General features: G+C 66.1%; 23 protein-coding genes. 6 read left to right on the plus strand and 17 right to left on the minus strand.

Going from position 1 to position 23,735, the window contains the following annotated elements; genetic code table 11:
- Window positions 1-82: 82 nt before the first annotated feature.
- From U8326_RS12345 to U8326_RS12355, 3 genes are all read right to left on the minus strand, one after another.
- Window positions 83-1,450: an ammonium transporter gene (locus U8326_RS12345; RefSeq protein ID WP_324743606.1), complete on the minus strand. Its 1,368-nt coding sequence runs from the start codon at window positions 1,448-1,450 to the stop codon at window positions 83-85.
- A gap of 29 nt (window positions 1,451-1,479) precedes the next feature.
- Window positions 1,480-1,818 (minus strand): P-II family nitrogen regulator, encoded by a 339-nt coding sequence (locus U8326_RS12350; RefSeq protein ID WP_324740622.1) that lies wholly within the window; start codon window positions 1,816-1,818, stop codon window positions 1,480-1,482.
- Between the two features lie 172 nt (window positions 1,819-1,990).
- Window positions 1,991-2,689 (minus strand): endonuclease/exonuclease/phosphatase family protein, encoded by a 699-nt coding sequence (locus tag U8326_RS12355; RefSeq protein ID WP_324740623.1) that lies wholly within the window; start codon window positions 2,687-2,689, stop codon window positions 1,991-1,993.
- An 80-nt stretch (window positions 2,690-2,769) separates the two neighbouring features.
- On the opposite strand from U8326_RS12355, the gene U8326_RS12360 reads away from it, so the two are divergent.
- Window positions 2,770-4,047, plus strand: a complete 1,278-nt coding sequence (locus U8326_RS12360; protein WP_324740624.1) for an MFS transporter — start codon at window positions 2,770-2,772, stop codon at window positions 4,045-4,047.
- 73 nt (window positions 4,048-4,120) lie between these two features.
- Here the strand turns inward: U8326_RS12360 and U8326_RS12365 are convergent, their stop codons facing one another.
- The 8 genes from U8326_RS12365 to U8326_RS12400 form a co-directional block, all read right to left on the minus strand.
- Window positions 4,121-5,656, minus strand: a complete 1,536-nt coding sequence (locus U8326_RS12365) for a peptide chain release factor 3 (protein WP_324740625.1) — start codon at window positions 5,654-5,656, stop codon at window positions 4,121-4,123.
- Between the two features lie 11 nt (window positions 5,657-5,667).
- A complete protein-coding gene (locus U8326_RS12370; protein ID WP_324740626.1) occupies window positions 5,668-6,552 on the minus strand; it encodes an aldose 1-epimerase family protein in 885 nt (294 codons plus the stop codon).
- A gap of 70 nt (window positions 6,553-6,622) precedes the next feature.
- A complete protein-coding gene (pheT, locus tag U8326_RS12375) occupies window positions 6,623-9,016 on the minus strand; it encodes a phenylalanine--tRNA ligase subunit beta (RefSeq protein WP_324740627.1) in 2,394 nt (797 codons plus the stop codon).
- On the minus strand, window positions 9,013-10,128 hold the full coding sequence (pheS, locus tag U8326_RS12380) for a phenylalanine--tRNA ligase subunit alpha (protein ID WP_324740628.1): 1,116 nt from the start codon (window positions 10,126-10,128) through the stop codon (window positions 9,013-9,015). Before pheS ends, pheT begins: the two co-directional genes overlap by 4 nt.
- Before the next feature lie 20 nt (window positions 10,129-10,148).
- Window positions 10,149-10,997, minus strand: coding sequence for a helix-turn-helix domain-containing protein (locus U8326_RS12385; RefSeq protein WP_324740629.1), 849 nt, complete (start codon window positions 10,995-10,997; stop codon window positions 10,149-10,151).
- A gap of 281 nt (window positions 10,998-11,278) precedes the next feature.
- Entirely contained in the window at window positions 11,279-11,638 is a 360-nt protein-coding gene (gene rplT, locus U8326_RS12390; protein ID WP_324740630.1) for a 50S ribosomal protein L20, read from the minus strand.
- A 17-nt stretch (window positions 11,639-11,655) separates the two neighbouring features.
- Window positions 11,656-11,859 (minus strand): 50S ribosomal protein L35, encoded by a 204-nt coding sequence (gene rpmI / locus U8326_RS12395; protein ID WP_054531242.1) that lies wholly within the window; start codon window positions 11,857-11,859, stop codon window positions 11,656-11,658.
- A 143-nt stretch (window positions 11,860-12,002) separates the two neighbouring features.
- The gene (locus U8326_RS12400; RefSeq protein WP_324740632.1) at window positions 12,003-12,440 is read right to left on the minus strand and encodes a gamma-glutamylcyclotransferase family protein; all 438 of its coding nucleotides are present in this window, start codon (window positions 12,438-12,440) and stop codon (window positions 12,003-12,005) included.
- A gap of 65 nt (window positions 12,441-12,505) precedes the next feature.
- Here U8326_RS12400 and U8326_RS12405 point away from each other — a divergent pair, with 65 nt between their 5' ends.
- Entirely contained in the window at window positions 12,506-12,796 is a 291-nt protein-coding gene (locus U8326_RS12405) for a putative quinol monooxygenase (protein WP_324740633.1), read from the plus strand.
- Window positions 12,797-12,844: 48 nt separating this feature from the next.
- Here U8326_RS12405 and hisN read toward each other — a convergent pair whose 3' ends face one another.
- From hisN to U8326_RS12430, 5 genes are all read right to left on the minus strand, one after another.
- The gene (gene hisN / locus U8326_RS12410) at window positions 12,845-13,627 is read right to left on the minus strand and encodes a histidinol-phosphatase (RefSeq protein ID WP_324740635.1); all 783 of its coding nucleotides are present in this window, start codon (window positions 13,625-13,627) and stop codon (window positions 12,845-12,847) included.
- Between the two features lie 14 nt (window positions 13,628-13,641).
- Complete coding sequence (locus U8326_RS12415) at window positions 13,642-14,577, minus strand: ribose-phosphate pyrophosphokinase (protein WP_324740637.1); 936 nt, start codon at window positions 14,575-14,577, stop codon at window positions 13,642-13,644.
- A gap of 141 nt (window positions 14,578-14,718) precedes the next feature.
- Window positions 14,719-15,705 carry a class II fructose-bisphosphatase gene (gene glpX, locus U8326_RS12420; RefSeq protein ID WP_324740638.1) on the minus strand — a complete coding sequence of 329 codons (987 nt, stop codon included), beginning with the start codon at window positions 15,703-15,705 and terminating at the stop codon, window positions 14,719-14,721.
- Between the two features lie 68 nt (window positions 15,706-15,773).
- Window positions 15,774-17,096 (minus strand): homoserine dehydrogenase, encoded by a 1,323-nt coding sequence (locus U8326_RS12425; protein ID WP_324740639.1) that lies wholly within the window; start codon window positions 17,094-17,096, stop codon window positions 15,774-15,776.
- A gap of 75 nt (window positions 17,097-17,171) precedes the next feature.
- Window positions 17,172-18,041: a hypothetical protein gene (locus tag U8326_RS12430; RefSeq protein WP_324740640.1), complete on the minus strand. Its 870-nt coding sequence runs from the start codon at window positions 18,039-18,041 to the stop codon at window positions 17,172-17,174.
- Between the two features lie 318 nt (window positions 18,042-18,359).
- On the opposite strand from U8326_RS12430, the gene U8326_RS12435 reads away from it, so the two are divergent.
- The 4 genes from U8326_RS12435 (at window position 18,360) to U8326_RS12450 (ending at window position 20,984) form a co-directional block, all read left to right on the plus strand.
- A complete protein-coding gene (locus U8326_RS12435) occupies window positions 18,360-19,007 on the plus strand; it encodes an energy transducer TonB (protein WP_324740642.1) in 648 nt (215 codons plus the stop codon).
- 94 nt (window positions 19,008-19,101) lie between these two features.
- Window positions 19,102-19,878, plus strand: coding sequence for a MotA/TolQ/ExbB proton channel family protein (locus tag U8326_RS12440; RefSeq protein WP_324740644.1), 777 nt, complete (start codon window positions 19,102-19,104; stop codon window positions 19,876-19,878).
- Window positions 19,879-19,962: 84 nt separating this feature from the next.
- The gene (locus tag U8326_RS12445) at window positions 19,963-20,496 is read left to right on the plus strand and encodes a biopolymer transporter ExbD (protein WP_324740645.1); all 534 of its coding nucleotides are present in this window, start codon (window positions 19,963-19,965) and stop codon (window positions 20,494-20,496) included.
- Window positions 20,497-20,537: 41 nt separating this feature from the next.
- Window positions 20,538-20,984 carry a biopolymer transporter ExbD gene (locus tag U8326_RS12450; RefSeq protein WP_324740647.1) on the plus strand — a complete coding sequence of 149 codons (447 nt, stop codon included), beginning with the start codon at window positions 20,538-20,540 and terminating at the stop codon, window positions 20,982-20,984.
- Window positions 20,985-21,100: 116 nt separating this feature from the next.
- Here U8326_RS12450 and U8326_RS12455 read toward each other — a convergent pair whose 3' ends face one another.
- A complete protein-coding gene (locus tag U8326_RS12455) occupies window positions 21,101-23,542 on the minus strand; it encodes a ligase-associated DNA damage response DEXH box helicase (RefSeq protein WP_324740648.1) in 2,442 nt (813 codons plus the stop codon).
- Window positions 23,543-23,735: the final 193 nt, after the last annotated feature.

Raw genomic sequence — 23,735 nt, forward strand, 5'->3', positions numbered from 1 at the left:
ACGTTCGCAGGAGGAACGAGGTGAGGCGGGATCGAGGGAGGAGAGAGGAGGAACTCGACCCCGCCAAACTGAAGAAGGCTTGTCAGTTGTAGGCGCGCTCTCCATGCTCGCCGAGGTCGAGGCCTTCGACTTCGACTTCGGTGGAGACCCGCAGCCCGGTGAGCAGCTTGGCGATGAACATCGCGATCGCGGTGCCGACGGCAGCCCAGACGATCGCCACCAGAACGGCCTTGATCTGGATCACGACCTGAGCGCCCATCACGAAGTCGTCCCCGCCAGGCCCACCGAGGGCGGGCGAGTAGACGATGCCGGTGCCGATGGCGCCGATGATGCCGCCAATCGCGTGGATGCCGAAAGCATCGAGCGATTCGTCGTAGCCGAGGGCCGGCTTGATCTTGGCGACCGCGAAGTAGGCGATGACCGAGGCAATCGCGCCGAGCACGATCGCGCCGAACGGACCGGAGTTGCCCGCGGCCGGCGTGATGGCGACCAGACCGGCGATCACACCCGAGCAGAAACCCAGAGCCGAAGGCTTGTGGCCCATGAAGCGCTCGGTCAGCATCCAGAACAGCGCGGCCGAGGCAGTGGCGACGAAGGTGTTGACCACCGCCAGCCCGGCAATGCCGTCGGCTTCGAGTTCCGAACCGGCGTTGAAGCCGAACCAGCCCACCCACAGCAGGCCGGTGCCGACCATGGTGAGCGTCAGCGAGTGCGGCGGCATCGGCTCGGTCGGATAGCCCTTGCGCTTGCCGAGCATGATTGCGGCGACCAGGGCGGAGACACCGGCGTTGATGTGGACCACGGTGCCGCCGGCGAAGTCCAGCGCGCCCCATTCGAAGATCAGGCCGCCACCGGCCCACACCATGTGCGCGAGCGGATAGTAGACGATCGTCAGCCAGACGGCGGCGAACACCAGCGCGGCCGAGAACTTCATGCGTTCGGCCGTGCCGCCCAGGACCAGGGCGGCGGTGATCGCGGAGAAGGTCATCTGGAAGGCGATAAAGATGTATTCGCTGATCACTTCGTCGGAGAAGGTCGCGGCGGTGGTATCCGGCGTGACCTGCGAGAGGAACGCGTTGCCCCAGGCGAAGAACGAATTGCCTTCGGGGCCGAAGGCGGTGGAATAGCCCCACGTCACCCAGATGATCATGGCCAGCGCGGCGACCGAGCCGATCTGGGTCATGGTGGAAAGCATGTTCTTGGAGCGGGTCAGGCCGCCGTAGAACAAGGCAAGGCCCGGCAGGATCATCATCATGACGATGACGGTCGCGGTGAACATGAAGGCGTTGTTGCCCGGATTGGGAACGGCGGCGGCCGCCTCCGCCGCGGGCGCGGCGACCGGCGCGGCGGCTTCGGCGACGGCCTCCGCCGCTTCTTGCGCCCAGGCGGCGCTGGCGGCGAACATCGAAGCGCCCAGGGCGCCGACGCCGCAGAGTGTCTTGCGAATCATAGTGTTACCCCTCGTGTCGAACGCGCCGCTCAAAGCGCGGTGTCCCCGGTTTCGCCGGTGCGGATGCGAGTGACGGATGCCAGCTCGAGAACGAAGATCTTCCCGTCCCCGATCGAATCCGTGCTGGCCACTTGCTGGATCGTTTCCACGACCTGCGGCGCGACCGCGTCGGATGCCGCGATCTCAACCTTCACCTTGGGCAGCATATTCGTGGAATATTCCGCGCCGCGGTAAATCTCGGTCTGGCCCTTCTGGCGGCCGAAGCCCTTGACTTCCGATACTGTCATGCCCGCCACGCCGATGGCGCCGAGAGCTTCGCGCACCTCGTCGAGCTTGAACGGTTTGATGATGGCAATGATGAATTTCATCGTTGACCCCTGCTAGCCTGCCGGAGGAGCACCGGCTGGGGTCGATCTCGCAAGAGGCGTGCCAAATGCGGTTTTCAGGGCTTTAACGTTCGATTAACTTCCTATCGGCGGCAAGGCGTGCCGATTCAGCGCCCGATTTTTGTGCACGTGCACAATTTTTGGGCAAGCAGGTTCAGCCTTTCCAGCCGAGGCTGGCCCAGACGGGAAGATGATCCGATCCCCGGGCCGACAGGGCGCTGTGATGGACGCCGGTGTCATGGCAGCGCCATTCCGGGGAGGCCACGATCCGGTCGAGCTGGGCGACCGGCTGGCGGCTCGGGAAGCTCTTGCCCGGGGCCAGCACCTGCCACCCGCCGTCCAGCTCGCGCAGACAGCCCCCGCGCTGCGACCACTCATTGAGATCGCCGAGCATCACCGTGGGATGGGCTCCATCGCAAGCGTCGAGATCGGCCAGAATGGTGCGGAGCTGATCGCGCCGGCGCAGGCCGGACAGATCCAGATGCATCCCGACCACCCGCAGGCGCCTGCCCCCAACCTCCAGATCCGCGCGCACCGCTCCGCGCGGCTCCAGCGTGGGCAGCGCGATCGGGGCGGCATCCACGATCCCGATGCCCTTGCGGACCAGCAGGGCATTGCCGTGCCAGCCCATGCTGTCGGGCCGCGCGGCCAGAGGCACCACCTGCCAGTGATGCTCCTCCACCAGCTGCCGGGGCAAGGCGCTGATCCTGCGGCCGAACCGGCGATCCGCCTCCTGCAGGGCGACGACATCGGCGCCGAGTTCGTGCAGGACGGCGAGGATCCGTTCCGGATCGCGGCGACGGTCCAGCCCGATCGCCTTGCGGATGTTGTAGCTGGCGAATTTCAGTTGCATAGCTGATCATATAATGGCGACTTGCCGCAAAAGTTAATGGGCTTGCTCCGATTTCCGGGTCCGCCCGCGGGAGACAATGCTTGGATCAGGAAGCCGGGCGCGACAGCGCGATCCCCCAGCCGCCGGGAACGCGCAGCCCCCATGTCGTGCTGGCGATGCTGCTGGTCGTCTATATCTTCAGCTATATAGACCGGCTGCTGCTTTCGATCCTGGCCGAGCCGGTCAAGGCGGACCTTTCGCTCAACGACACGCAGATGGGCCTGCTGGGCGGGCTGGCCTTCGCCCTGCTCTATTCCACCATGGGCGTCCCCCTCGCGCTGGTCGCGGACCGGCGCGGCAGGTCGCTGGTCATCACCGTCAGCCTGGCGGTGTGGAGCGGGTTCACGGGTCTGTGCGGCTTTGCCGCCAATTTCTGGCATATGTTCCTGGCGCGGGTCGGGGTCGGCATCGGGGAAGCGGGTGGGGTCGCCCCGAGCTATGCCCTTATCAGCGACAGCTTTCCGCCCGAACAGCGCGCCCGGGCGACCGGCATCTATATGATGGGCATTCCGCTCGGCTCGGCCGCAGGCGCCTTCTTCGGCGCATGGATCGCATCCTCGGTCGACTGGCGGCTCGCCTTCCTGACCATGGGCGTGGCAGGCCTGATCCTGACCATCCCGTTCCGCCTGCTGGTGCGCGACGCGCCCGCCTCTCCCGCCGCGCGGAGCGAGCCCCTGCCGCTGCGGGAATCCTTCTCGGCTCTGGGCGGGAAGGCCAGCTTCTGGCTGATCTGCCTCGCGACCGGGATCGGCTCCATGTGCACCTATGGCCTGAATTTCTGGCTGCCGAGCGTGCTCGGCCGCAGCTTCGGCCTCGATCTCTACCATCGCGGCGCGGTCTACGCCGCGCTGGTGCTGTTCGGCGGCGGCGTGGGCATGTGGCTGGGCGGCTATCTAGGCGACCGCTTCGGCCGCAGGAACCGCGCCGCCTACGGCTGGATACCCGGGCTGGCGATGTGGGCCAGCGTGCCGCTGTTCGCGATCGGCATTCTTTCCGGCAATATCGTCACGGCATTTCTCTGGCTGCTGGTGCCGCAGGCGCTTTCCTATCTGTGGAGCGTGCCCGCGCTAACGGCCGCGCAGCACCTCGCGCCATCCCGCCATCGGGCCACCGCCGCGGCCTGCGTGCTGTTCTTTGCCAACGCCATCGGCTTCGGCCTGGGCACGCCGGTGCTCGGCTGGCTGAGCGACCTGATGCGGGAAACGCATGGCGAGGATTCGCTGCGCTATGCGATGCTGGCCGTGCTCTCGCTCTATCTGGTGGCTGGCGCGATGATGCTGTGGGCGGCCCGCTTCCTGCCGCGCGACTGGGTGGACTGAAGCGAGCCTCCGGATCTGCTTGTTTTCCGCGATTTCCAAGCCAGCAAGCGATGCCACTTGCTTCGAGATCGCCCTATCGCTCCTTGGTCGCGCCGAAGCTGAGGTCCGGATTGCGTTCCTGCTGATAGCCGACATCCCAGGCCGACTTCGCCAGGAACACCAGATCGCCATCCCGGTCCCGGGCGAGGTTGGCGCGATTGAACTGCTCGAAATCCTTCATCGCAGCCTCGCCGCCCCTGATCCAGCGCGCGGTGTCGAATGGCGCCGGCTCCAGCACCGCCTCCACCTTGTATTCCGCTTCCAGCCGGGAAATCAGCACTTCGAGCTGGAGCTGGCCCACCACGCCCACGATCCACTGGCTGCCGATCTCCGGATAGAACACCTGGATCACGCCCTCTTCCGAAAGATCGTCCAGCGCCTTGCGCAGCTGCTTGGTCTTGGTCGGGTCCTTCAGCACCACCCGGCGCAGGATTTCCGGCGCGAAATTGGGCAGGCCGGTGAAGCGGACCTGATTCTTCTCCGACAGCGTATCGCCCACCCGCAGCGTGCCGTGATTGGGGATGCCGATGATGTCGCCCGCTTGCGCCGTATCGGCAATCTCGCGGTCCTGCGCGAAGAACAGGATGGGCGAATGCACCGCGATCGGCTTGCCGAGGCCTGAGGGCGTCAGCTTCATGCCGCGCTTGAAGGTGCCCGACACCATCCGCATGAAGGCGATCCGGTCGCGGTGCTGCGGGTCCATATTGGCCTGCACCTTGAAGATGAAGCCGGTCACTTCGTTAAGGTCCGGGCTGATCTCGCCTTCCGCGCTCGGCTGCGGGCGGGGCGGCGGCGCGAAGCGGGCAATGGCGTCGATCAGTTCGCTGACCCCGAAATTCTTGAGCGCGGAACCGAAATAGACCGGGGTCAGGTCGCCATGCCGATAGGCTTCCAGATCGAAGGCCGGATAGCCGCCCTGCGCCAGCTCCGCTTCCTCAGCGACATCATCCGGCAAGTCCGGCGATGCATCCCGCTTGCCGAGAAATTCCCTGCTGTCCCCTTCCGGGCGGCTGACCGCGCCGGTCGCGAAATCGAGCACGCCCTGGAAGGTGCCGCCCATCCCCACCGGCCAGCTTTGGGGGCTGACGTCCAGCGCCAGCGCGTCCGCCACTTCGTCCAGCGTCTCGAAGGCGCTGCGCCCCTCGCGGTCCACCTTGTTGACGAAAGTGATGATCGGCACGGAGCGCAGGCGGCAGACCTCGAACAGCTTGCGGGTCTGCGGCTCGATGCCCTTGGCCGCGTCGATCACCATGATCGCGGAATCGACGGCAGTCAGCGTGCGATAGGTGTCTTCGGAGAAATCCTCGTGCCCTGGCGTGTCGAGCAGGTTGAAGGTTACTCCGTCTCGCTCGAAGGTCATCACCGACGAGGTGACGGAAATGCCGCGCTGCTGCTCGATCTTCATCCAGTCGGACCGGGCCCGCCGCGCCGCGCCCCGCGCCTTGACCTCGCCCGCGAGATGGATCGCGCCGCCTTGCAGCAGCAGCTTCTCGGTCAGCGTGGTCTTGCCCGCGTCGGGGTGAGAGATGATGGCGAACGTGCGCCGGTTGGAATTGGGGGCATTGCTCATGGCGCGCGCGGTTAGCGCGGCTGCACGCTCACGTCCATGCGGAAGCTGCGCGTTTCGCCGGGGGGAAGCAGCACCACGCCCGACTTGTCGCGGAACTCCCCCGCATAGCCGTCCGGATCGGCGATGCCCTGCCACGGCTCGATGCACAGATAATTCGCGCCCGGCTTCTGCCAGATGCCCAGCATCGGCGTGTCCGGGAAGGCGATGCCGAGGCTGGCGCCATCCGCCCCGCCGAAGCCGAGCGCGCGGCTGCGCAGGCTGTCCCAGATCAGCGCATCCGCGTCGAACAGGCCGGGATCGAGGGCCAGTTCCCTGCCCCGCACCGGCGTCGGCAGCACGTCGGGCAGGAGCAAGCCGGATTGCGGATCAATTCGCCGGATCGGGCCCGGCTCCTCCTGCTCGAACAGAATCCGGTGCTCCGCCTTGGCCGCGCCGCCCGGCAGGGGCCAGGCGAAGGCCGGATGATAGCCGAAGCTGAACGGCAGTTCCCGTTCGCCCGGATTGGAAACCGTGGCCGCCATTCGCAGGGTCAGCCCTTCTACCGAAAAGGCCATGTCGAGCGTGAAGGCGAAGGGATAGGCCGCGCGCGTCTGCTCGCTGTCCGCAAGGCGGAACACCGCCCGATCACATGCGGCCTCCAGCACCGCGAAGCGCGAATGCCGGGCGAAGCCGTGCTTGGGCAGCGCATATTCCGCCCCGTCCAGTCGATAGCGCCCGTCCTTCAACGCGCCCACGATGGGGAACAGCAGCGGCGCGTGTCCGGTCCAGAAGGCCGGGTCCGCATCGGTCATATAGTCCCGCCCGCGCGCGTCGGTCAGGGACCATAGCTCGGCCCCGAGCGGATTGATCCGCGCGGTGAGCGCGCCGGAACTTATCGCGATCAAATCTTCGGACATGCAACCCTGTCAGGAAACAGCCACCCCGGCCTGCCAGCCGAGCATGACCGTTTCCTTGCAGGCTGTCGAGCTACCCGCGAAGCTCCGCGCCCAGCTTGGCGGCGGCGCCCACCACCTTGTCGGCAATTGCCTTGAGGTCGGCGTCGGCATAGCTCTTCTCGCCGGGCTGGAGCGTGATCTCGATGGCGAGCGACTTCCTGCCTTCCGGCACGCCCTGCCCCCGGAAATCGTCGAAGATGCGCGCGTCCACGATATTGGCCTTGTCCGCGCCGCGCACCGCTCGCAGCAAATCCCCGGCGGGCAGGTCCAGCGGGACGAGGAAGGCGAAATCGCGCAGCACGGCCTGCAGGGCCGGCGGGGCATAAGCCGCGCGGGCGAATGCCCCGCCACCTTTCTTCGCCGGGATCGCATCGAGGAACAGCTCCACCGCGACAACCGGCCCGTCCACGTCGAACGCAGCCAGCGTGGCGGGATGCAGCGCTCCCAACCGGGCCAGCACGTTCTTCGGCCCCAGCCGCAGCGTGGCCGACTGGCCGGGGTGGAATTGCGGCCCCGCCTCGCCCATCACCTGCAGGTTCTCGACCGGCGCGCCAGCCTCCGCCAGCAGGGCCAGCGCCTCGGCCTTGGCGTCGAACGCATCGAACGGCGCGGCCTTGCCAGAAGCCCAGCTCCGCGCGGTCTTCTCGCCCGCCAGCACCACGCCCAGCGTCAGCCGCTCGTCGCTCGCGCCGGAGTCCGCGCGCAGATAGCGTCGGCCCAGTTCGAACAGCCGCACCGAGGATGCGCCGCGATCGAGATTGCGCTTGGCCGCCGCGATCAGGCCCGGCAGCAGCGAGGGGCGCATGGCCTTCATATCCTCGCTGATCGGGTTTTCGAGCACCCAGAGCGCCCCGTTCCCTTCCGAAAAATGCAGGGCGTCCGCTTCGGGCAGGAAGGACCAGGTAACGGCCTCGTTCAGCCCGCGCGCGGCGGCGGCGCGGCGCAGGCGGCGCTCCACCTTCTGCTCCGGCGTCGCGGTCGGCCGGGCCACCCCGTCGACGCGCGGCAAGGGCACGCTCTCGATCCGGTCCAGCCCATGGATGCGGACCACTTCCTCGACGATATCCGGCGCGCCATCGACATCGGGCCGCCAGCTTGGCACGGAAACCTGCCAATCGGCACCAGCCTGGAAGCCCAGCGCCGCCAGGATGCGCCGCTGCTCGTCCTCCGGGATGGCCACCCCGCCCAGCGTCTCGGCCAGCGCGGGGTCATAGGAAACCGCCTTGGCCGCAACCGGCGGCTGGCCGGCGCGCACCGGCTCGGAAGCCTCGCCGCCGCAGATGTCGAGGATCAGCCGGGTCAGCAGGTCCAGCCCGCCTTCGAGGAAGGCCGGGTCCACTCCACGCTCGAACCGGCCTCGCGCATCCGATGTCAACCCCAGCTTGCGCCCGGTCGCCCCGATCCGCTCCGGATCGAAATAGGCGATCTCCAGCAGCACGTCGGTGGTGTCTTCCGAAACGCCGGAATGCTCCCCGCCCATGATCCCGGCGATGTCATGCACCCCGGCATCGTCCGCGATCACCGTCATTCCGCTGTCGAGCGTGTAGGTCTTCTCGTTGAGCGCCAGCACCTGCTCGCCATCCCTGGCGCGGCGCGCCACGACCGCGCCGGTCAGCCTGGCGAGGTCATAGGCATGGGCCGGGCGGCCGAGGCCAAGCATCAGGTAGTTGGTGATATCCACCAGCGCGGAAATCGGACGCTGGCCCGCGCTGTGCAGCCGCTGCTGCATCCATTCCGGCGAAGGGCCGTTCTTCACGCCGCGAATCACGCGGCTGTAGAAGGCCGGGCAGCCTTCCGGATCATCGGTGCGAACCTCGGCCGGGCAAGGGAAGCTGCCCGCGACCGGCTGGATCTCGAGCGGCTTGAGCGCGCCGAGGCCCGCCGCCGCCAGATCGCGCGCGATGCCGTAAACCCCCATGCAATCCGGGCGGTTGGGCGTGATCGCCACGTCGAACACCGGGTCCGCCCCGCGATAGTCGGCAAAGGCCGTGCCGATGGGCGCGTCTTCCGGCAATTCGATGATCCCGGCATGGTCGTCGCCCAGCTCCAGCTCGCGGCTGGAGCACATCATGCCGTTGGATTCGACGCCGCGGATCGCGCTCTTGCGCAGGACCATGCCATTCGCCGGAACCACGGCTCCTGCCAAACCCAGCACGCCGACCAGCCCGGCGCGGGCATTGGGCGCGCCGCACACCACCTGCAGCGGCTGCCCGTCACCCGTATCGACGGTGAGCACCCGCAGCTTGTCCGCATCGGGATGCTGCTGCGCGGTGAGCACCTTTGCGACGCGGAACCCGGCAAGTTTCTCCGCCGGGTCCTCGATCCCTTCCACCTCGATGCCGATCGCGTTCAGCGTCGCGGAAATGCGCGCGGCATCCGCGTCGGTTTCGAGATAATCCTTCAGCCAGGAGAGCGAGAACTTCATGCGCGTGCTCCCCCGCCGGTGGCCCCGATCCCGCCCGAGATCGTGGGCTGATCGAAGGCGGAAAAGCCGTAATGCCGCAGCCAGCGCACGTCGCCGTCGAAGAAGGCGCGCAGATCGTCCATCCCGTATTTGAGCATGGCCAGCCGGTCGACGCCGACGCCGAAAGCGAAGCCCTGCCAGACATCGGGATCGAGGCCGCTCATTTCGATCACCCGCCGGTTGACCATGCCGCTGCCGAGCAGCTCCATCCAGCCATGGCCGGGCGCATCGCCGCTGCCGCCCAGCACCCGCCTGCCGTTCTCTATGGCGAAGCCGACATCGACCTCGACCGAAGGCTCGGTGAACGGGAAGTAGGACGGGCGCAGCCGCAGCACGATGTCCTCGCGCTCGAAGAAGGCCTTGAGGAAAGTCTCCAGCGTCCATTTGAGATGGCCGAGGTGAATGCCCTTGTCGATCACCAGCCCTTCCACCTGATGGAACATCGGGGTGTGGGTGGCGTCGCTGTCGGAACGATAGACCCGGCCCGGCGCGATGATCCGCACCGGCGCGCCATGGGCCTTCATCGTGCGCACCTGAACCGGGCTTGTGTGCGTCCTGAGCAGCATTCTGCCCCCGTTGGGTGCCGTATCGGGGAAGTAGAACGTGTCGTGCATCGCCCGGGCAGGGTGGCTTTCCGGCATGTTGAGCGCCGTGAAATTGTGCCAGTCGTCCTCGATTTCCGGGCCTGTCGCCACGGAAAAGCCCAGATCGGCGAAGATTTCCGCCAGTTCGTCCATGACCTGGCCGATGGGATGCACCGAACCGCGCGGACTTTCCGGCGCGGGAAGCGACAGGTCCAGCGTTTCTGCCGCAAGCCTCGCATCGAGTGCGGCCTGCTCCAGCGCGGCCTTGCGATCCGCCAGCGCGGATTGCACCTCCTCGCGCAGGGAGTGGATCTTCGGGCCTTGCGCCTGCCGTTCCTCCGGGCTCATCGCGCCCAGGGTCTTCAGCAGAGCGCTGATCCAGCCTTGCTTGCCCAATGCCGCAACCCGCTGCGCTTCCAGAGCGTCCAGCGTTTCCGCAGCCGCGATCGCGGCAAGTGCCTCGGTCTTTTTCTGTTCAGGCTTTTCCATGGGCTAAGGCCGCTAGCGTTTTATTTCGGCGAAGCAAGCCCGGAGGATGCCTGCGGCCCGGGATTGTCCAGGGTCTGCGCGGCCGCGCCCCAGATCCGGGCCCGCTCCTGCATGAAGGCGCCGAGCACCGGATGGTCGAGCGCGGCATATTCGCTGGGCGTCATGCCCATGAAGGAACGGAAATCCCGCACGAAATGCGCCTGATCGTGATACAGGCCATCGATCGACCGGGTCCAGTTGGTCGAAGGTTCCAGCATGAAGCCGACAAGGCTGCGGATGAAGCGCTGGCGCCGCAGCAACAGCCTGGGCGGGAAGCCGAAATAGCGCCCGCAGACCCGCTCCAGCGTGCGTTGCCCCAGTCCCGCTCGATCCGCGAATTCCGCAACCGTGCTGATGGCCGGGTCCACCAGGGCGAGCTGGACCGCGCGAATGCGCTCCTCGTCGGGAACGACCCGCGCATTCTTCTCCCGCAGGAACGCCATGATCCGGGCATATTCCGCCTCGTCATCCGGCTCATTCTCGAGAAGGTCGCGAAACAGCGCGGAAAAATCGCCAAAGGCGGCATGGGCCTCACCATCGACCACGAGATTGGCCACTTCATTCGCCGACGAGCCGATGAATTTGGCCCAGCCCAGGGGAAACAGGCCGATCCCCCAGATCCGCGTCGTTCCCAGTTCAAAGCGAGTAGGAATGGAGCTTGGGCCGGTGCACACGAACGACGCCTTGCTCAGGCGCGAGCCATTGGACAGCTCGGCATCGGGCATATCTCCGCGAAACAGGCGGACGTTGCCCCATTCCGGCAGAAGATGATCGACCACCCGTCCACCGTCCCGAACCTCGATCTCAGCCCGATAGAAGCTTGCGAACAAGCCATCGTATTCAGGGGGAGGCCTGAAGAAACGAACATCGATGTCACAGTGTTTTCTCGGCACTTGCGACCCCGCCCCCTAGGGAAGCCCTGCCCCGGCCCGCGCCTTCGACGGCTGCAAGGCTTCGTTCTCAGGTTCCGTCTGCGACCATTCAACATGGCCTAAAGACGCCCTTCCCCCGATTCTTCAAGTATGTAATCGCACCGAAACCGTGGCATTCCAAAAAGAAAAGCGCGGACACCAGGGCCCGCGCTTTCCGTGATTCGCAATTTTCAGGCTTGTCAGGCGGGCAACGCCTTCTTCGCCTGGGCAATGATCGCGGTGAAGGCGCCGCCTTCGTTCATCGCCAGATCCGCCATCACCTTCCGGTCAAGCTCGATCCCGGCAAGCTTCGCGCCATGGATGAACTGCGAATAGGTCAGGCCTTCGGCGCGAACGGCGGCGTTGATCCGCTGGATCCAGAGCGCGCGGAAGCTGCGCTTCTTCACCTTGCGGTCGCGATAGGCATACTGGCCGGCCTTTTCGACCGCCTGACGGGCGACGCGGATGGTATTCTTGCGGCGGCCGCGATAACCCTTGGCCTGATCCAGAAGCCGCTTGTGCTTGGCGCGTGTTGTCACGCCGCGTTTGATACGGGGCATTGGCTAGTACTCCTGTCTCAGTTGAGGCCGTAAGGGGCCCACTTCTTGATCACCTTCGCATCGGCGTCGGAGATCACGTCGGTCCCGCGGTTCTGGCGGATATACTTGCCGTTATGGCTGATCAGGCGGTGGCGCTTGCCGGCCACGCCGTGCTTCACCTTGCCGGTCGCGGTGAGCTTGAAGCGCTTCTTCACACCGCTCTTGGTCTTGAGCTTGGGCATTTTGGTCTCCTCGATCAGGGACACGTCCGACCAGCCCTGGCAGCCCTTTCAGCCAGGCCAGCCGTCGAAATCACGAGAAACCGTGAATCACGTGTCTGTGAAGGGCGCGCCTTTAGGCCGGGAGCGCCGGAAAGGCAAGGGCTTCACGCCTCGTAGGGTCGCAACCCCGTTTCCGCCAGGAAGCGCGTGAAATCCCCATGCCGGATCGGCAGCAGGCCATCTGTCGCCGATGCCCGCCCGAGATAGGCCTGGGCGGCGATGCCCGAGCCATCCGCCAGGGTCGCCGTCACCTCGCGGCGCAGATAGTCGGACGCGCCCTCGTTCGCGGGGTCGTAGTTCTCGTAGCGGTCCAGCTCCTCCAGCCACCCGGCCGCACCCGGAATCTCGTAAACCTGCCCGGCAACGATACCCTGATCGGCACCGAACAGGACCGGAAAGGAACCGAGCGGGGAGACAACGGCGTAGAGCAGCCCGCGAACCGTAGCCGCGCGCCCTTCCCCCAGGGAAGCGGCCAGACGAGCGGAGCACCCCCTCGCCAGCTGCGGCAGCATCGTGCCGTAAAGGAAAATATGCCCGGCCATGACTGCGATCTTGCCAAGCGGCGCACCAGGCGCAAGGGCAGTCCCACAACAGAAAGGATGACCCGATGGGAATCGCAAGGACATATACCCTCACCGCGGCGCAAGGCCTGGAAGGCCAGCTCGAAGGCGCGCTGCGCGATCTGGCCGGGGCGCTGGCGCAGGCCGACGGTTCGCAAGGCACCCTGACCCTGCGCGGCCAGGCCGCGCCGAACGAGTACCGCTTCCTCGAACTGTGGCGCGACGACGAGGCGCGCAAAGCGGCGGGGCAGACAGTCGACAAGGCGATCATGCAGGCCCTAATGGGCGCGCTCGACGGCAAGCCCGGCACCGAGGATTTCGACCGGCTCGGCGGCTGACAGAACGGCTAACTCGGAGGCTAACTCGGGGGCCAGCCTGCGCGGTGGTCAGTGGCCGCAGGCCAGCGCCTCCACCACATCCTCGAGCCGGGCCGGATCGCCCAGCGCCAGCACATGGCCATCGGAGGCAGCGTGGAGCGGTTCCCCGTTCCAGTCGCACATCGTGCCGCCGGCCCCTTCCACGACCGGGACCAGCGCGGCCCAGTCATGCAGCTTGAGGCCCGCCTCGCAGACCAGATCGATCTGCCCGCTGGCCAGCATGGCGTAGTTGTAGCAGTCGCCGCCCATCACCATCCGGCGATGATCGGTGCGGGCGGCCAGCGCCATGAAATGGCCGCCATCGTGATCGTCGAAATAATGCGGCCCGGTGGTGGCGAGCGTGGCATCGGCGAGGCTGGGGCAAGGGCGGCAGCGCGCGGCCTGGCCGTTGAGCGTGGTGGCCCTGCCGGTCACGCCCAGCCAGCGCTCCCGCAGGATGGGCTGGTCGATCACGCCCAGCACCGGCCAGCCATCGACCACCAGCGCGATCAGCGTGCCGAAGATCGGGCGGCCCGCCAGGAAACCGGCCGTCCCGTCGATCGGATCGAGCACCCACTGGCGACTCGCCCCCACGTTGCGGCTGCCGAACTCCTCGCCGATGATGCCATCATCCGGCCGCTCGGCCGCCAGAATCCCGCGCATCGCCTCTTCCGCCGCGCGGTCGGCGATGGTGACCGGCGTGGCGTCGCCTTTCCGTTCGGTATCCAGGCCCTGCCGGAACCATGGCCGGATCGCTTCCCCGGCCGCGTCGGCCAGGCGCTGGGCCAGGGCAATGTCGGAATCGAGCTTCAAACCCCGGCCACCCCTCAATCGAACAGGCTCGAAACCGAGCTTTCGTCAGCGATGCGGCGGATCGCTTCCCCGATCAGCGTGGCGATCGAGAGGATTCTTATGCGGCTGCTGTCCTTGGCGGCATCGGTGGCGAGAATGGTGTCGGTAATCACCAGTTCCTTGAGCGCCGAATTGTTCACCTTCTGCACCGCCCCGCCCGACAGCACGCCATGCGTGATATAGGCAACGACGCTGGTGGCCCCGGAATCGAGCAGGGCCTGCGCCGCGTTGCACAGGGTGCCGCCCGAATCGACGATATCGTCGATCAGGATGCAATGCCGCCCCTTCACGTCGCCGATGATGTTCATCACCTCGGATTCGCCGGGACGCTCCCGCCGCTTGTCGACAATGGCGAGCGGTGCATTGTCGAGCCGCTTGGCAAGGGCGCGCGCGCGCACCACGCCGCCCACGTCGGGCGAAACCACGGTCAGCGCCTGCCCGCCGTAACGCGCCTGAATGTCGGCGGCCATCGCCGGGGCGGCATAGAGATTGTCGGTCGGAATATCGAAGAAGCCCTGGATCTGGCCCGCGTGCAGATCGACAGCCAGCACCCGGTCCGCCCCCGCCGTGGTTATCAGATTGGCAACCAGCTTGGCCGAGATCGGCGTGCGGGGGCCTGGCTTGCGGTCCTGCCGGGCATAGCCGAAATAGGGAACGACCGCCGTGATCCGCTTGGCCGAGGCGCGCTTGAGCGCATCGATCCCGATCAGCAGCTCCATCAGGTGATCGTTCGCCGGAAAGCTGGTGGACTGCACCAGAAACACATCCTCGCCGCGAACGTTCTCGTGAATCTCCACGAAGATTTCCTCGTCGGCGAAGCGGCGCACGCTCGCGTCCGTCAGCGGAAGCTCGAGATAACCGGCGATAGCCCGTGCGAGCGGCAAGTTGGAATTGCCGGCCATTATCTTCATCGCGCAGATGCCCCTTCTTGTGCTTTTGATGATGCCATGCCGATCGGAATCGGGCTTCCGGCTCTAATCGAGCGGAAGCCGATTGCAACCGGCGGCGCCCCGGGCGGGTGAATTTATCCGCTTCGGCGTGTCAATGCTGTGTCAATCGAGGCGATGTTCCCCGCGCACCCAGCGGACCGTCCCCGAACTGGCGCGCATGACCACGCTTTCCGTCGTCATCCTGCCGCCCTTCAGGCGCTTGACGCCCTCCAGCAGCGAACCGTCGGTCACGCCGGTCGCCGCGAAGATGCAGTCGCCCTTGGCGAGGTCTTCCAGCTTGTAGACGCGGTTGAGATCCTCGATGCCCCATTTGCGGGCGCGGGCGCGCTCATCCTCGTTGCGGAACAGAAGGCGGCCGTTGAACTGGCCGCCCACGCAGCGCAGCGCCGCCGCGGCCAGCACGCCTTCGGGCGCGCCGCCCGATCCCATATACATGTCGATGGTGGTGTCCGGATCGGTGGTGGCGATGACGCCCGCCACATCGCCATCGGGAATGAGCTGGATGCCGCAGCCGATCTCGCGCAACTCCGCGATCAGCTCGGCATGGCGCGGCCGGTCGAGCACGCAGACGATGATCTCGTCGGCGGCGACGCCCTTGGCCGCGGCCACCGCCTCCACATTCTCCCGCACGCTGCGATCAAGATCGATCACGCCCTCGGGATAGCCCGGCCCGACCGCCAGCTTGTCCATATAGACGTCGGGCGCGTTGAGCAGGCATCCTTCCTCGGCGGCGGCGAGCACGGCCAGGGCATTCGGCCCCGCCTTGGCGGTGATGGTGGTGCCTTCCAGAGGATCGAGCGCGATATCGATCTTCGGCCCCTTGTCGGGCGCCCCGCCCACCTTCTCGCCGATGTAGAGCATCGGCGCCTCGTCGCGCTCACCCTCGCCGATCACCACGGTGCCGTCGATATAAAGCCCGTCGAACGCCCGGCGCATCGCTTCGACCGCGGCGGCGTCGGCCGCCTTCTCGTCCCCGCGCCCGATCAGCTTCGATGCGGCGATCGCGGCCGCTTCGGTCACGCGGACCATTTCCAGGACAAGAACGCGATCGAGGACGTGGCTGGCGGGCGTGGCTTTCTGTTGCGGCATAGGTTCCTAATCCGGCTGGCTGTGGAATGCCCCCTGGGTGTTCGTCACCCAGGGGCGATGTAACACCTTTATGTTGCAAGCAATTGCATGACCAGTGGAGAAGCCGTGAGGCTGGGCGAATTTTCCAGCAGGCGGAGCGCCTCCGTCACGCAGCTTTCCGGGCCGTCATGGGTGACGATGGCGACCAGCACCTCGCCGCCTTCCTCCTGCCGCCCCTTCTGGATCATGCTTTCGATCGAAACGCCGGCATCGCGCATGGCGGCGGTGATCTCGGCCAGCACGCCCGGACGATCCGTCACCGCGAAGCGGATGTAGCGGCGGCCGCTGCGATGGCCCGATTCGGCGGGGGCCAAGGCCTTGAGGTCCGCCACCGGCATGGAGAAGGGCGGATCGATCTCCCCCTCGCTTTCCCACAGCCGGGCGATATCGATAAGGTCCGCCACCACCGCGCTCGCGGTTGGCCCGTCGCCCGCGCCCGCGCCCTGGAACAGCAGCCGCCCGGCGAAATTGCCTTCCGCCACCACCGCATTGGTCGCGCCGTCCACATGCGCCAGGGGATGGCCTTCGGGCACGAGATAGGGCTGGACCCGCTGGAACAGGCCGGTTCCATCGCCGGAGATATCCGGTTCGGCCATGCCGATCAGGCGGATGACATAGCCCAGCGTTTCCGCCTGGGCGATGTCCGCGGCGCGCAGGGCCGAGATGCCGGTGGTGTCGACATGCGCGAAATCGAGCTTGGTGCCGAAGGCGATCGCCGCCAGGATCGCCAGCTTGTGCGCCGCATCCGTCCCTTCGATATCGAAGGTCGGATCGGCTTCGGCGTAGCCCAGCCCCTGCGCTTCCGCGAGCACATCGGCGAAATCGCGGCCGGTATCCTCCATGGTGGAGAGGATGTAATTGCAGGTGCCGTTGAGAATGCCGTAGATGCGCTCGATCACATTGGCCGCCGCGCCTTCGCGCAGCCCCTTGATGACCGGGATGCCGCCCGCGACCGCCGCCTCGAATTTCAGGGGAACGCTCGCCTCCTCGGCCGCCTGGGCCAGCGACAGCCCATGATGCGCGATCATCGCCTTGTTCGCCGTGACCAGCGCCTTGCCTTCGCGGATGGCATTGCGGGCGAGGGTCAGGGCCGGGCCATCCGATCCGCCGACAAGCTCGACCACGACATCGACATCCGCGCGCGCGGCCATGCGGGTCATGTCGTCTTCCCAGGCAAAGCCGGAAAGATCGACGCCCCGGTCCTTGGTGCGATCGCGGGCGCTGACCGCCACGACGCGAATCTCCCGCCCCGCCCGGCGCGTGATCAGTTCGCGATTGACTTCCAGCAAGCGGATGACGCCCGCGCCGACGGTCCCAAGCCCAGCCAGCGCAATACGAAGCGGTTCGGCCATTCATGCCCCCTTTCGCGGCGGCGCACTAAGCCATGAAACCCCGAAAGGCCATAGCGCAATGCCCCGGAGCAGCGCTTAAGGTTGTGAAAGCCTGCTGCGCCCGCAGTCGCCCAGTTCGCGCCTGACCAGGCGGTAATCCTCTTCGGCCAGGGCGCGGGATGCCTGATCGGCGCCCAGATTGGCCCTTGCCGGCAGCCGGGGCGGCAGGAAGCAGGCGAGGCGATACCATGCCAGCGTCTCCCGCACCGGCGGGCCGGTCACGCCGTCCACCAGCTCGCCCCATGAAACGCCCCAGGTGGGATCGCCGCCCGGCCGGCGAATTACCGAAATCAGGGCCACGTCCTGATCGCTGGTCCTCAGGAACAGCTGGGTTTCCGATTCGCCCGCGAGATTGCCCGGGACGGAGAGGATGTCCCTCACCCCGCTCACGCTTGGCGGACGATCGGGCGCGGAAAGTTCCTGAAGCACGGAGCGCAGCCGGGTTTCCAGTTCCCCGTTGGCCGGCAATTGCGCGTCCGGGGCGACAAGCTGGATTTCCTCGGGCCTGCCGGGAACCGGACGGGCGAGGAGAATGACCTGGCTCCCGGTCAGCTTCGGAACCTTGCCGTTCTGACCAATCGGAACATCTGCCAGATAGCGCAGCGAATCACTCGCAACAACGCCGCGCACCGGCTGCTCGACCCTGGCCACGATATAGAGGCGGACATGCCCCTGCCGTAGGCCGGGGGACCGTTCGGCCTCGACCGTCGCCTGCTTGCGAATCTTGGCCTTGATCACCAGGCTCGCCGGCTCGGCCAGATCCACCAGATCGGCGTAGGTGAGCGCCGGCGAGACGGCGGCGGCGGGTGGCGTTTGCGCCCGCGCCGGGGCCGCGCCGCACAACGCCAGAATGGACAGCGAACCGCCCAGAAGGATCATGTGGCGCGGAAATACTCGAAAATTCATCAGGATCCTCAAATGGTCTGTCGATGACGCGAGCCAGCATAGCGCAAAGCCATGCAAATCCTAAGCTGGATGGAAGAGCTTGAATTGCACGTTAACCGATAAAGCGTTTGCGCTGTTTTGTCTTCGCCGTTAAAGACCCCAAAAAAACGGGCGATTAAGCCCGGAGGTCCCGGATGCGCCCTGCCAGGGGTCGGATTGGCCATTTGGTCATTTCCGCCGGGTTGAAATTTCAAGCTAGCGCACTGGGCGGGTCTTTCTTAACCTGCCCTAGGCGTGTCCCGGCCTCTTTCCGGGACTGGTATGGAGTGATGCGACTGAATGGCTTACGCTGACCAACAGATGAGCGGTAACCGTATTATCGCGCTGATCATCGTTGCCCTTGTGCATGTCGCGCTCGGTTATGCCCTTGTTACCGGCCTCGCCTTCGAAGCGGTGAAGCAGGTGGCCAAGCGCGTGACCACGATCGACATCGAGGAGGAAAAGAAGCCGGAGGAACCGCCGCCGCCGCCGCCGGAACAGAAGAACGTTCCGCCGCCGCCGGTTGCGCCGCCGCCGCCGATCAGCATTAATACGAAACCGCCCGAGATCGTAACAACGGTAACGCCGCCGCCCCCGGCTCCGATCGTGCTGGCCCCGCCGCCGCCAGCGGCTCCGCCGCCGCCGCGGGTGCAGCCGAAATCGGCCACCCCGAAGGGCAACCCCGGTAGCTGGGCCACCCCTGACGACTATCCTTCCCGCGCCCTGCGCGAAGATCGGGAAGGCGTTGCCCGCTTCCAGGTCAGCGTCGGTCCGGATGGCCGGGTGACAGGCTGCAGCATTACCGGATCGAGCGGCCACGCCGATCTCGACGATGCGACCTGCAAGCTGGTGACCCGGCGCGCGCGGTTTAACCCGGCTACCGACGGGGATGGGGAGCCGACGACCGGCACCTATTCCAACGCCGTCCGGTGGCAGATACCGAAGTAAGTAATCTGTTCGTCGCGGTCCCGCCCGATCCGAGGTCGGGCGGGTTCGCCATCAGTTAACCAATACCCATCTTCTTCTTGAGAGGAATACCCGCATGCTTATCGACATTCTTGCTGCCGCCGCCGAAGCGGCCCCGCAGAACAAGTTCGGCTTCAAGGAAGCTCTCGAACAGGGCGGCTTCATCGCCTATGCTACTGTCGTGATTCTCGGCATCATGTCCTTCGGATCGTTCTACATCCTGATCACGAAGTTCATCGAACAGCAGAAGATCATCGGCCAGGGCCGCGATGTCCGCAACAATTTCTGGCGCGCCAACACCGTCAAGGACGGCGCCGCCAAGCTCGGCAAGAACACTGCCTATCGCCAGATCGTCGACGACGCCCTGGCCGCTGAAGAGCAGCACACCAAGATGACCGACAGCCTCGAGGCGCACGACTGGATGCATGGCTCGCTCGCCCGCTCGGAAGCGGCGATCAACGCCAAGCTGGCCGGCGGCCTGCCGTTCCTCGCCACCGTGGGCGCCACCGCGCCGTTCATCGGTCTGTTCGGCACCGTCGTCGGCATCTACCGCGCCCTGATCAACATCGGTCTGGCCGGCTCCGCCTCGATCGACAAGGTCGCCGGTCCGGTCGGTGAAGCTCTCATCATGACCGCGCTGGGTCTGCTCGTCGCCGTTCCGGCCGTGCTTGCCTACAACTGGCTGCAGAGCCGCAACAAGCGCATCGCCGCGGAGCTGAACGGCTTCTCGACCGAGGTGCTGGCCAACATCACCTCCAAGGGTGCGGTCAAGCCTGCCGTGACGGGTCCGGCCGCCAAGACGGCTGCCGCTCCGGCTCGCCCGGCGGCGCCGACTGCCGCCCCGAAGGCCTGAGGCACATTTGAGACTGGCGGGGCGGGAACCGGCATGCGGGTCCACCCCGCCGCCAGAGTGAAGTTTAGGATAGGATAAACGATCATGGCCATTTCGATGGGCGGCGGCGGCGAGGAAAAGCCGATGTCAGAAATCAACACCACGCCCCTCGTGGACGTGATGCTGGTGCTTCTGATCATCTTCCTTATCGCCGTTCCGGTGGCGATCCAGACCATCGAGAAGCTGCAGATCCCGATCCTGGCGTCCAAGGAATCCCAGGACAAGGTCGAGAACCTGCTCCTGACGGTGACGACCACGGACGCGCAGGGATTGAGCGCCGGCGATCCGGGTTACCAGGGATCCTCGCGTTACGGGCAGTGCCGCGTATATTTCAACAATGTCACTCCAGTCACCTCGCAGGAGCTTTACGATCAGGCCTTCAAGCGGCTCGACACGATCGTGAAGCGTGAGGGCGGAATCGAAGCGATCATGAAAGATCCGGACAAGATTCCGCAGGTGCATATCCGTGGGGACGTGAATGCGCCCTGGCGCTGTGTCGCGGGTGCGATCTACAATGTCCAGGCGGCGGGCTATCCCACCGTCGGCTTCATCTCCAACCCTGTCGATCCCAACGGCTGATCGCGGTTGGATTTGAAGAACTAGTTCAGGAGTAACTTCTCATGGCAATGTCAGGCGGCAGTGACGATGGCGAGCCGATGATGGAAATGAACACGACGCCGTTGATCGACGTCATGCTCGTGCTCCTCATCATGTTCATCATCACCATTCCAGTCGCAACCCACTCGGTCGATATCGACCTTCCGTCGGGCCAGAATCCACCCAACAGTGCCGTAATCGATACGGTGAAGAACAAGGTTGTCCTCACCAGCGACAACAAGGTTCTGTGGAACGGCGAAGCGGTGAACACCGGACAGCTCGTTACCCTGCTGAAGGATTCGATGGCTCTCCCGGTCGAACCCGAGCTGCAGTTCCAGCCGGAAGCGGACGCCAGCTACGACCTTTCCGCCCGCGTGATGAATATCATCAAAGGCTCCAACGTCACGAAGTTCGGCTTCGTCGGTAACGAGCAATATGCGGCCTTCGGCAAGGCGGCGAACGCTCAATAAGCCGGGTTCGGCACATTTCGCCGGATCGTCCGGCGCAAGAACAAGGGGCGGAGCGATCCGCCCCTTTTCGTATCCGCCTTCCGCACGTTTCCCTCCGTCTTCGGCTCGACAGGCGCTCACGGCAGAAGGTCGGGGCGCATCGCCGCGGCGGCCAGGCTCTCCGCTTCCCACAGCAGCTCGTCCTCGGCCGCGCCCGCAGGCAGGCTTTCCCGCCCGATCGTCACCAGCACCGGCACGGCGAGCGGGCTGACCCGCTCCAGCCGGACATGGACCAGCTGATCGACCGACCGATCAAGCAGATCGCCGAGCCGCGCGACATCGGTCATCCGGGCGCGGGCATCGGCCCAGGCCGCTTCGATCAGCAAATGGTCCGGCTCATATTTGCGGAGCACGTCGTAGATCAGGTCGGTCGAGAAAGTGACCTGCTTCCCGCTCTTGCGCTTGCCCAGCTGCTGGCGCTCGATCAGGCCCGAAATGACGGCGACCTCGCGAAACGCCCGGCGCAGCAGGTATGAATCCTGCACCCAGTCGACGAATTCATGGGCCAGGATGTCGGGCGACAGCAAGGGCCTGGGATCGGGCACCTCGGCCAGGCCCCACACGGCCAGGGCATAATCATTGGCGATGAAGCCCAGCGGCGCCAGCCCGCGCTCCTCCATCCGGCGGGTTATCAGCATCCCCAGCGACTGGTTCGCGTTCCAGCCTTCGAACGTGTAATAGACGCTGTAGGCATGGCGCTCGTGCGGGAAACTCTCCACCAGCAGCTCGCCCGGTCCCGGCAGCCTGCTGCGCCAATCCTGCATCTCCAGCCATTCGCGCACATCGTCGGGAAAGCGGCCCCAGCCGGCGCGATCGACCAGCAAGGCGCGAACCCGCTCCGCCAGATGGGTAGTGAGCGGCAGGCGCAGCCCGGTGTAGGACGGGATCATCGCCGATTTGGCCGAGGCGCGGACGATGAGTTCCATGTCCTTCACCCGCTCCACCTCCAGGCTCATCCCGGCGAAGGCGAAGCTGTCTCCCGGAGAGAGGGACGCGGCAAAGCGCTCCTCCACCTTGCCGACGGAGCGCCCGTTGCGGAAACGCACCTCGATCATTTCCGCATCGACGATGATTCCGGCGTTGAGCCGGTGCCGGGCCGCATGTTCGGGATGGGACAGCCGCCACACCCCGCCGCCGTCGCGCGCGATCCGGCGAAAGCGGTCATAGGCCTCGAGCGCATAGCCGCCCGTCGCCACGAAATGCAGCACGCGCTCCCACGCCGCCTCGTCCAATGCGCTGTAAGGCGTGGCCGAGCGGATCTCGGCCAGCAGCTCCGCTTGCGCGAAGGGGGCGGCGCATACGCAGGCCATGACATGCTGCGCCAGCACATCCAGCCCGCCGGGGCGGAAGCTCTCGCCATCGCGCTGGCCTTCGTCCACCGCTTCCTTCGCCGCGGCCGCCTCGATAAACTCGAAGCGGTTGCCGGGCACGAGGATGGCGCGGGAAGCCTGATCGAGCCGGTGGTTGGCGCGGCCGATCCGCTGCAGCAGGCGCGAGCTGCCCTTGGGCGCGCCCATCTGCACCACGCAATCGATGTCGCCCCAGTCCACCCCGAGATCGAGGCTGGCGGTGCAGACCAGCGCGCGCAATTCGCCCCTGGCCATCGCCCCTTCCACCTTCCGCCGCGCTTCCTTCGAGAGCGAGCCGTGATGAATGCCGATCGGCAGGTTCTCCTCATTCGCCTCCCACAGCAGCTGGAAGATATATTCGGCGAGGAAGCGGGTATTGGTGAACACCAGAGTCGTGCGGTTGCGGCGGATTTCCTGGTAAAGCTGCGGCACCGCCCAGGCGGCGGCATGCCCGCCCCAGGGAACGCGCCCGCCATCCGGCAGAAGGATGGAGATGTCGGGCTTCGCCCCGGCTTCCCCCTGCACCAGCTCCACGCTGTCGATCTCCCCCCAGGGCGCCAGCCAGGCCCGGAAGGAATCCGGCTCCGCGACAGTCGCCGACAGGGCGATGCGCTGCGCCGCCGGGGCGATGGCGTGCAGGCGGGACAGCGAGAGCGACAGCAGATCGCCCCTCTTGCCGCTGGCGAAGGCGTGGACCTCGTCGATCACGATCCGCCGCAGCGAGGCGAACAGCGCAAAACTTTCCGGATAGCTCAGCAGCAGCGACAGCGATTCCGGCGTGGTCAGCAGCACATGGGGCGGACGGGCGCGCTGGCGCTTCTTGCGGTCCGAGGGCGTATCGCCGCTGCGGGTTTCGATCCGGATCGGCAGGCCGATCTCCTCGACCGGCGCGAGGAGATTGCGCTGCACATCATGCGCCAGAGCCTTGAGCGGCGAGATATACACCGTGTGCAGCCCCTCGGGAGCAGCCGCGTGGCCAAGCCGGGAGGACGCGAAATCGGCCAGCGTGGGCAGGAAGCCGGCCAGCGTCTTGCCCGCGCCGGTATCCGCCACCAGCAGGGCATGGCGGCCAGCTTCCGCAATTCGCAGCATGTCCGCCTGATGCCGGCGCAGCTTCCAGCCGCGCCCCGCGAACCATTCCGCAATTTCGCCAGGCAGCGTGGATGGCATCTCAATGCCCCCTTTCACCGATGGGGGGGTTGACAGGGTTGACACTGTTCAAGGGCAAAAAACCGCCCTGACTGCGGCAGACGATCCTGCCTCGGCGAAAGCCGCGAATATCGGGGGAAAGACGCGCCTGCATGAGAACGGATGGAGCACAAAATCCGCCAGTAGGAAAGCAAACGCAGATCGGCCCGGTTCG

The organism is Tsuneonella sp. CC-YZS046 (genome assembly GCF_035581365.1).
Taxonomy (GTDB): domain Bacteria; phylum Pseudomonadota; class Alphaproteobacteria; order Sphingomonadales; family Sphingomonadaceae; genus JAWKXU01.

Excerpts from the sequence above, each read along its gene's own strand:
- U8326_RS12345 (WP_324743606.1), bottom strand. The coding sequence starts at position 1,450 with ATGATTCGCAAGACACTCTGCGGCGTCGGCGCCCTGGGCGCTTCGATG.
- U8326_RS12350 (WP_324740622.1), bottom strand. The coding sequence starts at position 1,818 with ATGAAATTCATCATTGCCATCATCAAACCGTTCAAGCTCGACGAGGTG.
- U8326_RS12355 (WP_324740623.1), bottom strand. The coding sequence starts at position 2,689 with ATGCAACTGAAATTCGCCAGCTACAACATCCGCAAGGCGATCGGGCTG.
- U8326_RS12365 (WP_324740625.1), bottom strand. The coding sequence starts at position 5,656 with ATGAGCAATGCCCCCAATTCCAACCGGCGCACGTTCGCCATCATCTCT.
- U8326_RS12370 (WP_324740626.1), bottom strand. The coding sequence starts at position 6,552 with ATGTCCGAAGATTTGATCGCGATAAGTTCCGGCGCGCTCACCGCGCGG.
- pheT (WP_324740627.1), bottom strand. The coding sequence starts at position 9,016 with ATGAAGTTCTCGCTCTCCTGGCTGAAGGATTATCTCGAAACCGACGCG.
- pheS (WP_324740628.1), bottom strand. The coding sequence starts at position 10,128 with ATGGAAAAGCCTGAACAGAAAAAGACCGAGGCACTTGCCGCGATCGCG.
- rplT (WP_324740630.1), bottom strand. The coding sequence starts at position 11,638 with ATGCCCCGTATCAAACGCGGCGTGACAACACGCGCCAAGCACAAGCGG.
- rpmI (WP_054531242.1), bottom strand. The coding sequence starts at position 11,859 with ATGCCCAAGCTCAAGACCAAGAGCGGTGTGAAGAAGCGCTTCAAGCTC.
- U8326_RS12400 (WP_324740632.1), bottom strand. The coding sequence starts at position 12,440 with ATGGCCGGGCATATTTTCCTTTACGGCACGATGCTGCCGCAGCTGGCG.
- U8326_RS12405 (WP_324740633.1), top strand. The coding sequence starts at position 12,506 with ATGGGAATCGCAAGGACATATACCCTCACCGCGGCGCAAGGCCTGGAA.
- U8326_RS12415 (WP_324740637.1), bottom strand. The coding sequence starts at position 14,577 with ATGAAGATAATGGCCGGCAATTCCAACTTGCCGCTCGCACGGGCTATC.
- glpX (WP_324740638.1), bottom strand. The coding sequence starts at position 15,705 with ATGCCGCAACAGAAAGCCACGCCCGCCAGCCACGTCCTCGATCGCGTT.
- U8326_RS12425 (WP_324740639.1), bottom strand. The coding sequence starts at position 17,096 with ATGGCCGAACCGCTTCGTATTGCGCTGGCTGGGCTTGGGACCGTCGGC.
- U8326_RS12430 (WP_324740640.1), bottom strand. The coding sequence starts at position 18,041 with ATGAATTTTCGAGTATTTCCGCGCCACATGATCCTTCTGGGCGGTTCG.
- U8326_RS12435 (WP_324740642.1), top strand. The coding sequence starts at position 18,360 with ATGGCTTACGCTGACCAACAGATGAGCGGTAACCGTATTATCGCGCTG.
- U8326_RS12440 (WP_324740644.1), top strand. The coding sequence starts at position 19,102 with ATGCTTATCGACATTCTTGCTGCCGCCGCCGAAGCGGCCCCGCAGAAC.
- U8326_RS12445 (WP_324740645.1), top strand. The coding sequence starts at position 19,963 with ATGGCCATTTCGATGGGCGGCGGCGGCGAGGAAAAGCCGATGTCAGAA.
- U8326_RS12450 (WP_324740647.1), top strand. The coding sequence starts at position 20,538 with ATGGCAATGTCAGGCGGCAGTGACGATGGCGAGCCGATGATGGAAATG.
- U8326_RS12455 (WP_324740648.1), bottom strand. The coding sequence starts at position 23,542 with ATGCCATCCACGCTGCCTGGCGAAATTGCGGAATGGTTCGCGGGGCGC.